Annotated in this window: 11 protein-coding genes and 1 tRNA gene; 7 read left to right on the top strand and 5 right to left on the bottom strand. The window is 60.2% G+C overall.

Annotated features, from left to right (window positions below; genetic code table 11):
• Positions 1-3 precede the first annotated feature (3 nt).
• The 4 genes from trpC to BW995_RS01620 all read left to right on the top strand — a co-directional run bounded on the left by trpC (position 4) and on the right by BW995_RS01620 (position 3,899).
• Positions 4-822 (top strand): indole-3-glycerol phosphate synthase TrpC, encoded by an 819-nt coding sequence (gene trpC, locus BW995_RS01635; protein WP_076398313.1) that lies wholly within the window; start codon positions 4-6, stop codon positions 820-822.
• Between the two features lie 2 nt (positions 823-824).
• The gene (gene moaC / locus BW995_RS01630; protein WP_076398311.1) at positions 825-1,301 is read left to right on the top strand and encodes a cyclic pyranopterin monophosphate synthase MoaC; all 477 of its coding nucleotides are present in this window, start codon (positions 825-827) and stop codon (positions 1,299-1,301) included.
• Between the two features lie 156 nt (positions 1,302-1,457).
• A complete protein-coding gene (gene lexA, locus BW995_RS01625; RefSeq protein ID WP_076398309.1) occupies positions 1,458-2,201 on the top strand; it encodes a transcriptional repressor LexA in 744 nt (247 codons plus the stop codon).
• Positions 2,202-2,591: 390 nt separating this feature from the next.
• Positions 2,592-3,899 carry a divergent polysaccharide deacetylase family protein gene (locus BW995_RS01620; RefSeq protein WP_139332714.1) on the top strand — a complete coding sequence of 436 codons (1,308 nt, stop codon included), beginning with the start codon at positions 2,592-2,594 and terminating at the stop codon, positions 3,897-3,899.
• A 317-nt stretch (positions 3,900-4,216) separates the two neighbouring features.
• Here the strand turns inward: BW995_RS01620 and BW995_RS01615 are convergent.
• From BW995_RS01615 to BW995_RS20360, 3 genes are all read right to left on the bottom strand, one after another.
• Positions 4,217-4,292 (bottom strand) — tRNA-Val (locus BW995_RS01615).
• Between the two features lie 115 nt (positions 4,293-4,407).
• Positions 4,408-4,704 (bottom strand): HU family DNA-binding protein, encoded by a 297-nt coding sequence (locus BW995_RS01610; RefSeq protein ID WP_281251116.1) that lies wholly within the window; start codon positions 4,702-4,704, stop codon positions 4,408-4,410.
• Between the two features lie 52 nt (positions 4,705-4,756).
• Entirely contained in the window at positions 4,757-6,808 is a 2,052-nt protein-coding gene (locus BW995_RS20360) for a ComEC/Rec2 family competence protein (protein ID WP_076398306.1), read from the bottom strand.
• 264 nt (positions 6,809-7,072) lie between these two features.
• On the opposite strand from BW995_RS20360, the gene gltX reads away from it, so the two are divergent.
• Together gltX and gltA are read left to right on the top strand one after the other, a co-directional pair.
• Positions 7,073-8,494: a glutamate--tRNA ligase gene (gltX, locus tag BW995_RS01600; protein WP_076398305.1), complete on the top strand. Its 1,422-nt coding sequence runs from the start codon at positions 7,073-7,075 to the stop codon at positions 8,492-8,494.
• 74 nt (positions 8,495-8,568) lie between these two features.
• Positions 8,569-9,873 carry a citrate synthase gene (gene gltA / locus BW995_RS01595; RefSeq protein WP_076398303.1) on the top strand — a complete coding sequence of 435 codons (1,305 nt, stop codon included), beginning with the start codon at positions 8,569-8,571 and terminating at the stop codon, positions 9,871-9,873.
• A gap of 120 nt (positions 9,874-9,993) precedes the next feature.
• Here gltA and BW995_RS01590 read toward each other — a convergent pair whose 3' ends face one another.
• On the bottom strand, positions 9,994-10,317 hold the full coding sequence (locus BW995_RS01590) for a peptidylprolyl isomerase (RefSeq protein WP_076398302.1): 324 nt from the start codon (positions 10,315-10,317) through the stop codon (positions 9,994-9,996).
• A gap of 528 nt (positions 10,318-10,845) precedes the next feature.
• Between BW995_RS01590 and BW995_RS01585 the strand changes: the two genes are divergently transcribed.
• Positions 10,846-12,528: a methyl-accepting chemotaxis protein gene (locus BW995_RS01585; RefSeq protein ID WP_076398300.1), complete on the top strand. Its 1,683-nt coding sequence runs from the start codon at positions 10,846-10,848 to the stop codon at positions 12,526-12,528.
• Positions 12,529-12,785: 257 nt separating this feature from the next.
• Here the strand turns inward: BW995_RS01585 and BW995_RS01580 are convergent, their stop codons facing one another.
• Entirely contained in the window at positions 12,786-13,160 is a 375-nt protein-coding gene (locus BW995_RS01580; RefSeq protein WP_076398298.1) for a PilZ domain-containing protein, read from the bottom strand.
• Positions 13,161-13,335: the final 175 nt, after the last annotated feature.

The following is a 13,335-nucleotide window of genomic DNA, read 5'->3' as shown; positions in this document are numbered from 1 at the left end:
TCCATGGCTGACATTCTCGCCCAAATCTGCGCCGACACCGCCCTGCACGTTGCCGCCTGCAAGGACCAGCGCCCGCTGGCCGAGGTCGAACGCGCCGCCAAAGCGATGGCCAGCGGTGACGGTCGCCCGCGCGGCTTTGTGAACGCCCTGTCCCGTCATGTGGCCCAGCAGCGCTATGGCCTGATCTGCGAAATCAAGAAAGCCTCGCCATCGGCGGGGCTGATCCGCCCGGACTTCAACCCGGCGGCTCTGGCGCAAGCCTATCAGGCTGGCGGTGCCTCGTGCCTGTCGATCCTGACCGACATCAAGTATTTCCAGGGCGATGACGACTATCTGCGACAGGCCCGCGCCGCCTGCGCGCTGCCGGTGCTGCGCAAGGACTTCATGATCGACCCCTATCAGGTCTATGAAGCCCGCGCCATGGGGGCCGACTGCATTCTGGTGATCATGGCCGCCCTGAATGACGATCTGGCGAGCGAGCTGGAAGACTTGGCCTTTTCGCTCGACATGGATGTGCTGGTCGAAGTCCACGACGCCGAGGAAATGGAACGCGCCCTCAGCGTGATGAACAGCCGCCTGATCGGGGTCAACAACCGCAACCTGAAAACGCTGGTCACCGATCTGTCCACCACCGAGGAGCTGGCAAGGATGCTGCCGCCGAACCGGACTTTGGTCGCCGAAAGCGGCCTGAAGACCCCGGCGGACCTGTATCGCATGGCCAAGGCGGGGGCGTTGCGCTTCCTGATCGGGGAATCGCTGATGAAACAGGATGACGTGGCGCAGGCCACCGCCGCCCTGTTGCAGCCTCCGGCGGCAGCCTGACCATGGGCGACCTGACCCATTTTGACGACCACGGCAATGCGCGGATGGTCGATGTCTCGGACAAGGACATCACCGAGCGCGTTGCCGTCGCCAAGGGGCTGGTGCGGATGGAACCGGCAACGCTGGCCCTGATCGCCAGCGGGCAAGCCAGCAAGGGCGATGTGTTGTCGGTGGCGCAACTGGCCGGGATCATGGGGGCGAAGAAAACCCCCGACCTGATCCCGCTGTGCCATCCGCTGGCCCTGACCAAAGTGACCGTTGACCTGCGCCTGCTGCCCGATGACAACGCCGTCGAAATCACCGCCACCTGCAAGCTGAAGGGCCGCACCGGGGTCGAAATGGAAGCCCTGACCGCCGTTTCGGTCGCGGCCCTGACCGTCTATGACATGTGCAAGGCGGTCGACAAGGGGATGGTGATCGAGCACATCCGGCTGGAACACAAGTCGGGCGGCAAGTCAGGTACCTATCAGCGGGGTTAGGGCAGAAGGTACGGAAAAAGAACTACGCCGCATCCTGACGGTTGACGCTTTCCCGGAACTAACCTAGAACATTATCAAGGCGTTTGGTCTTTGTTCCTGCCATGCTGCGTGAAAACGGTGTGGCAGGCCAGTTCGGGAACAGCGGAGAAGCGGATCATGTTGACCAGAAAACAGCACCAGCTTGTCGTCTTCATCGATCAACGCTTGCGGGAAACCGGGATTTCTCCGTCGTTTGATGAAATGAAGGATGCCCTCGACCTGAAGTCGAAATCCGGCATCCATCGTCTGGTCACAGCGCTTGAGGAACGCGGTTTTATCCGCCGCCTCGCCCATCGCGCCCGCGCGATCGAAATCCTGCGCCTGCCGGAAAACACCGTCGAAGACAACAGCGTCCGCGTTCCACCGCCGCTGGTGCTGAATGCCGAGCCGCTGCCGATCCATCCCCCTGCCCCCGACGCCCGGACGGTGGTGCGGGGACAATTCGGATCGGCCCCGCGCGCCATCCCCGATGAAACCCTGTCGCTGCCCTTGTTCGGGCGCATTGCCGCCGGGACCCCAATCGAAGCCCTGCGCGACGGCTCCGCCACCGTTGACATTCCGGCGGCGATGGTCGGCAAGGGCAAGCATTACTGCCTGACCATCGAAGGGGATTCCATGATCGAAGCCGGTATTCTCGATGGCGATACGGTGGTCATCCGCGAATGCCAGACCGCCGAAAACGGTACCATTGTTGTCGCGCTGGTCGATGGTCAGGAAGCCACCCTCAAGCGCATTCGCCGCAAGGGCAATACTGTCGCGCTGGAACCGGCCAACCGCGCCTATGAAACCCGCCTGTTCGGCCCGGATCGCGTCGCCGTGCAGGGCCAGTTGGTCGGCCTGATCCGCCAGTACGTTTCCTGATTGTCCGGGGCAAGGGTGTGGAGCACTGCTCCATACCTCGCCGGGATCGTGAGGCCCCGGACCCCAGTGTTGGTATTGTCCCGCTCTTTATTGTCGACCATCCTGCGCAGCCCCGACGGGCCTGGAAAAAGAGAAGTCTTGATTACACATTTGACATAAAGACCACAGCAACAGAATTTATGTGGTTATTTCGCAGCCCCCTTGCGCTTTCATCCCGCAGCACTCTCCTCATCTTTGAGCAGGCACGGAACGCTGTCGAATTGTTTTCCGCCTTTTCTGTTGAAATGGGCTGAAAGCTCGGCTATCGCTTTGCCTGATACGATAGATGATGAAAAATGACCATCCCGTCGTATCAAGCACCCTGCGTTGCCGTGGCTGTAAGGAAGCATTGTGGCTAGCCGGAAACACTCTCGCTCCCCTGACACCCGAGCGACCTCTTCACGCCTGACCGCCCATCCCCTGTGGCGCCGATTGTTGCAACACCCGGCGACGGTCTTCGTGCTCGCCTTGTGCATTACCACCAGTCTGGCCCTCGGCGGCTGGGCGTTGTGGAGCAGTCCCTCGCCCAAAAGTGCCGCCACAAGCCTGCCACCGCCGATCCACCTGTCCAGCGCCCTGTCCAACGATGGTCAGCGGGTGATCGGGGCCGAAGGGGCGTCTGCCGCACCGCCACCGCCATCCGTGCCCGTTACATCTGTGCCCGTTACAGAGCCACTGGCAGCCCCGGCCCAGCCGTTGCCCCCGGCAGCAGCCCCCCAGGACGACACCAGCACTCCATCGTCTGCGATGGGCTACAATGGGCATCTGTACGAAGAGCCCAACACTCCCGGCGTTCGGATCACCGACACCCTCAGCATTCAAGAGCCCCCACCCCCTCCGGCAGCACCCCAGGCACCGACACCAAAGCCAGCTCCAGCAGCCAAGCCCGCCACCAAACAGGCCGGCGAGCAATTGGCAGGCGGCATGCCCTCGCCCGCATGGCTTAAAAATGCCACCCCACCCCCGGCCACTGGCAGCAAAGCCCAGATCGCCATCGTCATCGATGACATGGGCGTCGATGTCAAACGCAGCGCCCGGATTGTAGCCCTGCCCGGACCGCTGACCACGTCGTACCTGACCTATGGGCACAATCTGCCCGAACAGACCCGCCACGCCCGCCAGCAAGGCCATGAGTTGATGGTCCATTTCCCGATGGAGCCGCAGGCAAAGAACGTCGACCCCGGCCCGGACGCCCTGCGGGTTGGCCTTGACGATGCCGAGATCAAGCGCCGCCTTGATCTGGGGCTGTCACACTTTGATGGTTATGTCGGGATCAACAATCACATGGGCAGCAAATTCACCGAGAATGCTCCGGGCATGCGCGAAGTCATGCAGGCGTTGAAAGCCCGTGGCGTCTTTTGGCTCGACTCACGCACCTCGCCCAAAAGCGTCGGCGAAGCGATGGCCGCCCAGGCTGGTATTCCTCATATCGGGCGGGATGTGTTCCTCGACAATGACGAAAGCGTCAGCTCGGTGATGACCCAGTTGGCACAACTGGAAAAAATCGCCCACAAGCAGGGCTATGCCATCGCCATCGGCCACCCCCGCGACCAGACCATCGCCGCCCTGGCAAGCTGGCTGCCGTCCTTGGGGCAAAAGGGGTTGGTGCTGGTGCCGCTGTCAACCATCGTCCGCGAGCGGAATGGGCAGGTGGATTGAGGCGAGTGAATAGGCCTAATAAAACAGGATCATGGAGCGCTGCTCCACACCTCGCTGGGGCCGAAAGGCCCCAGACCCCATAACTTTGATAATAAAAGAAAAAATGGGGGTTTGGGGGAATTATCCCCCAAGCAGTTCAGGCGGCAGCCTGCTCTTGTTACCCAACGGTCTTGTACTGCGGCTTCACAGTGAAAGCTCACACCGTTAGGGGAAAAGGCTGCAATGACAGCGACAAAAAATCACTCGTCCCTACACCGTGCGCACAAATGATTGCGCATCAGCAGCCATGGAACCGTAAAATTTTCAATGAAATCAAATGGTGGGCGGTGACGGGCTCGAACCGCCGACCCTCTCGGTGTAAACGAGATGCTCTACCAACTGAGCTAACCGCCCGGTCACTGTGGACGGCGGGGTTTTAGCAGTCTTCCGGCTGTTCAGCAAGCCCTTTTCGGCACGGAAGGAATGTACCCACTCGGGGCAGCCGGACAGCCACCCCGAGCGCACCGCATCAGGTCTGCAAAGCGTCTTTCAGAGCTTTACCGACCTTGAATTTCGGCTGTTTGGACTGCGGGATCTGGATTTCCTCGCCGGTGCGCGGATTGCGCCCGACCGAGGCCGCACGGGTGGCGAGGGCAAAGGTGCCAAAGCCGACCAGACGGACATCTTCGCCCTTTTGCAAGGATTGGGTAATCGCCGTCAGCACGCCTTCCACCACCTTGGCGGCATCGGCACGGGACAGCTCACTGCGCTCGGCGATGGCGCTGATCAGGTCATTCTTGTTCACGAAACCTCCCTCTTTGCATATTGCAAAGCTTATATTTTTACGCCTCGAGTGTATGCCGTGGCTTTTCGGGGCGTCAATCGTCGTATTCCGCTGCGCGGGAAAAAGCGCGCGGGTTGGGCGACCATGGCCGTTGCCCCTGCCAGTCGCGCAGCGTTTCAAAGCTCAGAAAACCGTTGTCGGCCATGAACACCAACGTCACACGGTTTTCCCGCAGACGGGCACGGCTCAACAGCACCTGCGCAGTACACTCCGGGCGATAATAGCCGGTCGGATTGAGCATTTTTTGCCGATGGAGACAGTCCTCGACCACCGCCCGCGCTGACAACGGCACGGCAACCGCCCGGCCATTGCGCTCCAGACGACAACCAAAGCCATCACAGCGCGCGATCCCGCCGCCGGACAGGGGTATCTGTTCCCTCGACCGCTGCTCGCCCTCTCCCCACACCGCTTCCCAGGTGCGACGATAGAACCGGTCTGGCGACGGCCCGACGAAGCGCAGCCCCTGATCATCGTGCACGGCAACAGTCATCATGTCCGGCCCGAGGACCAGCACCGGCGGCGAGCGGGTCCAGGGCATCAGGCCGCCGATCACAACCAGCGGCATCCCCCACCAGCGCCAGCGCCCTTGCCACAGGCACAGCCACAGCCCGCCGAACGAAATCAGCCCCAGATCGAGCATCGACATGCGCGGCACCTCCAGCGCGGCACCGGGCCAGGAAGACACCGTTTCCGCCACCAGCGCAATCGCCGCCAGACCGACCTTCACCACCGGCCAAACCAGTCCATCCAGCCCCAGCGGCATCAGCAGCAACCCCGCCACCAACCCCGGCATCACCAGAAACGACGCCAGCGGGATGGCCAGCAGGTTGGCCACCACGCCATAGGCGTTAAAGCGGTGGAAATGATAGGCCGCATAGGGGGCGGTCATGATCGTCGCCACCACCGACGACAGCACCATGCCGCCGACATACAGGCACACCGTCCGCCCCCACAACGACCACCATCGCGGGCTTTGCGCCTGCTTTCCCCTCCGCCATTCGCCCGCCCACGGAGAAAAGAGTTCATAGGCGGCAATCAGCCCAAGGACGGCGGCAAACGACATTTGGAAGCTCGGCCCGATCAGGGAGTCCGGCTGAAGAATCAGCACCAGCACCGCCGCCACCGACAGCACCCGCAAAGACAAAGCAGAACGATCGATTAATATCGCCAGCATCACACAGCCGCCCATCAGGAACGACCGCAATGCCGGAATTTCACCCCCGGACAGCAGCAGGTAGAACGCCATCCCCATCACCGAGCCGATGGCAGCGATTTTCTTGCTGTCCCATCGCAAGGCAACCCATGGTACCAACGCAATGGCGGCACGGAGAACCAGAAAGATCACTCCGGCAACCAGACTCATGTGCAGGCCGGAAATCGAGATCAAATGACTGAGCCCGGACATCTGGTATGCCTGCACAAGGTCGAGCGGAATACTGTTGCGCAACCCGGTGGTCAGAGCCGAAGCCATCGCGCCTTCGGCACCGCCCACCCCGTCGCGCAGCCGCTGGTCAATGGCCAGACGCCAGCGTTCGATCCGCCATGCCGCCTGCTCTGCCCACCCCGGCGGCTCGGCGTCGGGCAGAACCACCGGAGCCCCCAAAGCAAACCCCACCGCGCCGAGGCGGGCGAACCACGCCTGCCGGGCAAAATCGAATCCCCCCGGCACCGTCGGCTGCGCCGGGGGGGACAGGCGGGCCAGAATGCGGACCGGACTGCCAACGCGGGCATCAGCCAGCGTGCGAACGGTCAAACGTATGCGAATCGGAGTCCGTTCGGGGGCAAGCCGTGGAATGCGAACGGATTCCAGCGTCATCCGCCACTGGCCCCGGTACTGCTCCAGCCCGGCAACAACCCCATATATCTCCAATGATGGCAATGACTTGGATAGAACCGGGGCCGCCACCAGAGCCGTTCTGACCTGCCCCGACACAAGGCCTCCCGCCACCATCAACAGCGGCAACCACAGCCATAGCCAGCGCGTCTTTTCATACCAGGCCCACCCGCAGATCAGGGCAAGCCCCCCCGCCAACGCCCCGCCCACCCATGCGGGTGGCTCGGTGGGCAGAAAAAAATATCCCGCCACGCCCGTCCCCCAACAAGGCGCTAGCCACAGTGCGAAACGCGCTTGATCTGCCCCCCAGTTTTTTGCCAGAATTTGCGGCAGAATCAGGGCCTTTAGAAAAATAACCCGCCAAAAAGGCAGCTTTATGACCAAGCCTTCATGCAAAAGCGAAAACCCCATGCTGCAAGCGCGCAAGGAATATGCTACAGAGGTCACGCCTTGCCAATCGCTCAAGACGAAGGCAGGATGCGTGCAACCCGAAAGGATAGGCTTTAGACAGGCCAAATGACAGTTGTAACCCGCTTTGCCCCCTCCCCGACGGGGTTCCTCCACATCGGCGGTGCCCGCACCGCTCTCTTCAACTGGCTTTTTGCCCGCCATCACGGCGGTCGCTTTCTGCTGCGTATCGAGGACACTGACCGTGCCCGTTCGAGCCAGGAAGCCGTCGAGGCTATTTTTGACGGCCTGAAGTGGCTGGGGCTGGACTGGGACGAGGAACCGGTGTTCCAGTTCTCGCGCGCCGCCCACCACGCCGAGGTTGTCCAGACCCTGATCGAACAGGGCAAGGCCTATTACTGCTACACCACCCCCGACGAACTGACCGCCATGCGCGAAGAGCAAAAGGCCAAGGGCCTGCCGATGCGCTATGACGGCCGCTGGCGCGACCGCGACCCGTCCGATGCCCCCGCCGGCATCCCGCCGGTGGTGCGCCTGAAGGCCCCGCAGGACGGCAGCACCGTCGTGCGCGACCATGTGCAGGGCGAAGTGACCATCGCCAACAGCCAGCTTGACGACATGATCCTGCTGCGCGCCGATGGCACCCCGACCTACATGCTGTCGGTGGTGGTTGACGACCACGACATGAACATTTCCCACGTCATCCGTGGCGACGACCACCTGACCAACACCTTCCGTCAGGTGCAGCTGTATCGTGCGCTGGGCTGGGATGTTCCCGAATTCGCCCACATCCCGCTGATCCACGGCCCGGACGGGGCCAAGCTGTCCAAGCGCCATGGCGCGCTGGGGGCCGAAGCCTATCGCGACATGGGGTATCTGCCCGAAGCCATTCGCAACTATCTGCTGCGTCTGGGCTGGGGTCATGGCGACGAGGAAGTGATTTCCACCCTGCAGGCCATCGAATGGTTCGAACTGGGTGGCATCGGTCGCTCGGCGTCGCGCTTTGACATGGCCAAGCTGAACAACCTCAACGGCATTTACATGCGTGAGGCCGATGACCAGCGTCTGGTGGACCTGATCGCCCCGCGACTGGAAACCCTGACCGGTGCCCCGCTGGATGATGACGCCCGCGCCCTGCTGCTGAAGGGCATGGACAGCATGAAGGCGCGCGCCAAGACGCTGGTGGAACTGGCCGATCTCGCCGCCTTTTATGTGCGGCCCCGCCCGCTGCCGATCGACGAAAAGGCGCAGAAGCTGCTGGATGAATCCGGCCTGCGTGTTCTGGCCGATCTGGCAGCCCTGATGGCGGATGACCAAGTTTCCTGGGACCGTGAGGCCCTGGAAGCCCTCGTGCGCACTTACGCCGAGGAGCATGACCTGAAGTTGGGCAAGGCCGCCCAGCCCCTGCGGGCTGCGCTGTCAGGCTCGACCGTTTCTCCCCCTATTTTTGAAGTTATGGAACTGTTGGGCAGGCAAGCCAGCCTGGCCCGTATCCAGGATGCGCTGGAAGGCCCACAGTTACAGAGTTAATCAACAGCGAGCAGTAGTAGCCCGTGCCGGGGAGATGCTTCCCCGGCCAGCGCCCAACTCTTGAGAGGTAGCGAATGTCGAACGAAAAGAACACGGTCACGCTGGTAGACAACCGGACTGGCAAGTCCTACGAGTTCCCTATCCTGGACGGCAGCACTGGCCCCAGCGTGGTGGACATCCGCAAGTTCTACAGCGACACCGGCATGTTCACCTATGACCCGGGGTTCACCTCCACCGGCTCGTGCGAATCCAAGATCACCTATATTGATGGTGATGCGGGCGTGCTGCGTCATCGTGGCTATGCCATCGATGATCTGGCGAAAAACTGTGACTTCCTCGAAGTCGCGTACCTGCTGCTGCGCGGCGAGCTGCCGAACAAGGCCGAACTGACCGCCTTTGAAGGCACCATGGCCCGTCACACGATGGTTCATGAACAGCTCGCCAAGTTCTATCAGGGCTTCCGTCGTGACGCCCACCCGATGGCTGTCATGTGCGGTGTGGTTGGCGCCCTGTCGGCGTTCTACCACGACAGCACCGACATCTCGGACCCGTACAACCGCATGGTCAGCCAGCATCGCCTGATCGCCAAGATGCCGACCATTGCCGCCTGGGCCTACAAGTACAGCATCGGCCAGCCGTTCATGTACCCGAAGAATGATCTCAGCTATGCCGAGAACTTCCTGTACATGATGTTTGCCACCCCGTGCGAAGACTACAAGGTCAGCCCGACCCTGGCCCGCGCCATGGAACGCATCCTGATCCTGCACGCCGACCACGAACAGAATGCCTCGACCTCGACCGTCCGTCTGGCCGGTTCGTCGGGCGCCAACCCGTTCGCCTGTATCGCTGCCGGTATTGCTTCGCTGTGGGGCCCTGCCCATGGTGGCGCCAACGAAGCCGTGCTGAAGATGCTGAGCGAAATCGGCACCGTTGACCGCATCCCCGAATTCGTCAAGAAGGCCAAGGACAAGAACGATCCGTTCCGTCTGATGGGCTTTGGTCACCGCGTCTACAAGAACTATGATCCGCGCGCCACGATCATGGCCGAAACCTGCCGCGAAGTTCTGGCCGAGCTGGGCGTCGAGAACGAACCGCTGCTGCAGGTCGCGGTGGAACTGGAACGCATCGCCCGCGAAGACGAATACTTCATCGAAAAGAAGCTGTACCCGAACGTCGACTTCTATTCGGGCATCATCTTCCGCGCGATGGGCATTCCGGTATCGATGTTCACCTGCCTGTTCGCCTTGGCCCGCACCACCGGCTGGGTCGCCCAGTGGTCGGAAATGATCGAAGATCCGCACCAGAAGATCGGCCGTCCGCGTCAGCTGTTCACCGGCGAATTCGACAAGACATTCGTCGCGCTCGACGAACGCAAGTAAATACTGTCGCCATCAGCCATTCCCATACCATGGGAATGGCTTTGGCACAGAGCAATAAAAAGGCAGCTCACCGCACCGGGGAGCTGCCTTTTTATTGGCTGAATAATCGGATGCTCCGACTTATTCGGTGCGCAGGATCAGGTGATAACCGAACGGGGTTTCCACCACGCCCGACATCTGCCCGACATCCAGAGCAAAAGCAGCCTTGTCGAATTCCGGCACCATCATGCCCGGACGGAACGGCCCCAGATCGCCGCCATCTTCGCCCGACGGGCAATCGGAATGGGCATAGGCAACATCCGCAAAGCTGGCTTCGCCAGCCTGAATCTTGCTCTTCAGGGCTTCGATATCAGCCAGAGCCTGGTCGCGGGTACGCTCGTTCAAAGACGACTGAGCGTCCTTATGCATCAGCAGAATATGAGAAGCGCGGATCGTTGCCGCCATGATCGTCTCCTGGGCGTGTGGAGGGGTAAAAAGGAAGGCACGGGTATGCGGCATTCCCCTGAAAGAAGCAACCACAAACACACCACGCCGTGAGGACTGCCTCTGGCCAAAATGGCCGGGCAGCATGGAAAGGACGGGCCCCACAGCCTTTTCTGTCAGATAGAGCAGTGAGCGCAAAAATGGTCCCGGTTTTGCGCAAAATCACTGCGGCAAAACAAAAGGGTAGAGCAGCATGCCTGCGTCAGGTTTAACGCACGCCGATCTAGAATACCCTGTCAGATCTGCACATATTCCCCCTTTCCACGGAACCGGACAGAAAATCCACACAACAATACCGATTTTTCAAGAGATGATACTTTTTATGCCCTGGCTTGTTATTGCTGATGGCAATGGACATCTTTGCCTTGAGGGAAAAAGAGGTACTGACCCTAGCGTCGTAATTCTTCTCTGGACCCTCCAGAAGAATCCCTGTATACCAAATATGCACAAATATACACAGCATCTTTCCATCTCGCCAATGAGGCCGTCATGAAGAGCATCAAACTAAAAACCGTCCTGGCGGCGATCATCGCCCTGCTGCTCTGCATTGTTTTGTTCCAGGGATGGTTCTCAAACCGCCAGATCAGTACCACGAATGACAACACCAAAGAGATTGCAACCAACTGGCTGCCCAGTGTTTCGATCATCAATACACTAAATACCAATACCTCTGATTTGCGCATCGCAGAGGGAAGCCATATCCTGACCATCAATGAAAAGGAAATGGCTGAGGTTGAAAAAGACATCAACAGCGCCCTTTCAACCATCGAGAACAACCGGAAAACATACGAAAAGCTGATTTCGTCGGAAGAAGAACGCCGCATTTATGGAACATTTTCCACGAAATACGCCGAGTACATGAAAATTCATGATCGCATGCTTGATCTCAGCCGCCAAAACAAGAACGCTGAAGCAACCGCCTTGTTCAAAGGTGACATGCAAGCCACCTATGATGCGTTTTCCAACATTCTGGTCGATCTGATCAAACTGAATGCCGACGGTGCCGATAGCAGCTACAAGGCCAGTCAGCTTTCCTATGACAGCTCCAAAATCTGGACCCTGATTGTACTGGGCATTGGAACCCTGATCGGCGTTGGCAGCATCTTTTTCGCCCACAGCGGCGTTGCCAAACCCCTGACGGACATGACCACCGCCATGATGGCCATTTCCAAGGGCAATCTGCAGGCCAACATTCCGTCCACTGAGAACGGCAACGAAATTGGCAATATGGCCCGTGCCCTGATGGTTTTCCGTGACTCCTTGCGTGAATCCGAGCACCTGCGGGCAGAACAGGCCCGCCTGGAGGAACAGGCGCAAAAGGCCGCTGTGGCCGAACGCAACCGTATGGCCGACAGCTTCCAGCAGGCGATGGGCAGTCTGGTCGATACTCTGGTGCGCTCGTCGAATGACGTCTCCGGCGCCGCCCGTGACCTGTCAGCCAGCGCCGAGCAAACCACCCGCCAAAGCCAGGTCGTCGCCGGAGCCGCCGAAGAAGCCTCGACCAACGTGCAGACCGTTGCCGCCGGTGCCGAAGAGCTGTCCGCCTCGATCCGGGAAATCAACATGCAGGTCACCACTTCGGCCCGCATTGCCCACGAAGCCGTCGAGGAAGCCACCAAGACCGAGCACAGCGTCAACGTGCTGACCGAAGCCGCGATGAGGATCGGGGATGTGGTCAACCTGATCAACACCATTGCCGCCCAGACCAACCTGCTGGCCCTGAATGCCACCATCGAAGCCGCCCGTGCTGGTGAGGCTGGCAAGGGCTTTGCCGTGGTCGCCTCGGAAGTCAAACAGCTTGCCGCCCAAACCGCACGGGCAACCGGCGAAATCGGCAGCAAGATCGCCGAAATCCAGACCGCAACCGACGAAACCGTGACCTCGATCGGCCGGATTGTCGAGATCATCAACACCATCCGCGAGGTAACCTCGTCCATTGCTGGCGCGGTCGAAGAACAGGGTGCGGCCACCAGTGAAATTGCCAGTAACACCCAGCGTGCCGCCACCGGTGCTGCCGAAGTCACTGGCAACATCGCAGGCGTTGGGCAGGCCGCAGAGTCCACCGGGGCTTCGGCTGTGCAACTGCGGGGCCTGTCCGAACACCTGCAGGAACAGTCCAATCACCTGCACCGTCAGGTTGAAGAGTTCGTCCGGACGCTGCGCAACGGCTAAAGCATTGTGCGTTAAATGTGACCACAGTACACGACAGAAAACAGAAAGATCATGGAGCGCTGCTCCAAACCTCGCCGGGGCCTTGAGGCCCCGGACCCCATTCCTTTGATAATCAAAGAAAAATGAGGGCTTGGGGGCATCGCCACCAAACGGGTTCGGGCGGTAGCCCGCACTGATCCCACCAACTGTCGTGTCCTGTGAAGCGCTGTTCCACACCTCGCCGGAGCCGTCCAAGCCCCTGAGAGGTTTCGGAAAACTCACTCCGGTTCGTCTTCGGACTCACTCAGCGAGTTCAGCGTCTCGACCAGATGACGTTCGATTCCAGAGACCACTTCCCGCTCCAGACGCTCCAGAATGGCGCGCTGGCGGTCGTTATCGACGACGAAATGCAGGGCGACGTCCTGTTCCCGCACCCGTACGACCTCGGCATGCAGACGCCCAACGCCCTTGACATAGACCACGGCACGATCACCGATTTCCGGGCGTATATCGGTATCAACCGAGACACCACTTGCCGACATATCCTTGATTTTGCATGAAAAATCATACTGATTTTCAAAAATGACCCGCGCGGCACCATCCAGCGACCAGCGGTCAAAAATCCGGCGCTCACTGCCTGTTGGCTCTTTCATACTTTCGTCCCTTCCTCACTACGGACGCCTCACCTTAAAGGCCCCCTCCGCGCATATCAACTGCGCACAGCAAGAGACACATATTCGATATTTTTAGTGAGAGCCGTGAACATGATTCACATCACAGTACACGACAAACAGAAAACAGGATCATGGAGCGCTGCTCCACACCTCG

The sequence above is a fragment of the Insolitispirillum peregrinum genome (assembly GCF_900156605.1).
GTDB classification, from domain to species: domain Bacteria; phylum Pseudomonadota; class Alphaproteobacteria; order Rhodospirillales; family Rhodospirillaceae; genus Insolitispirillum; species Insolitispirillum peregrinum.
Note: the sequence above shows the minus strand (reverse complement) of the source record. Positions and strands in the feature narration are given on the sequence as shown.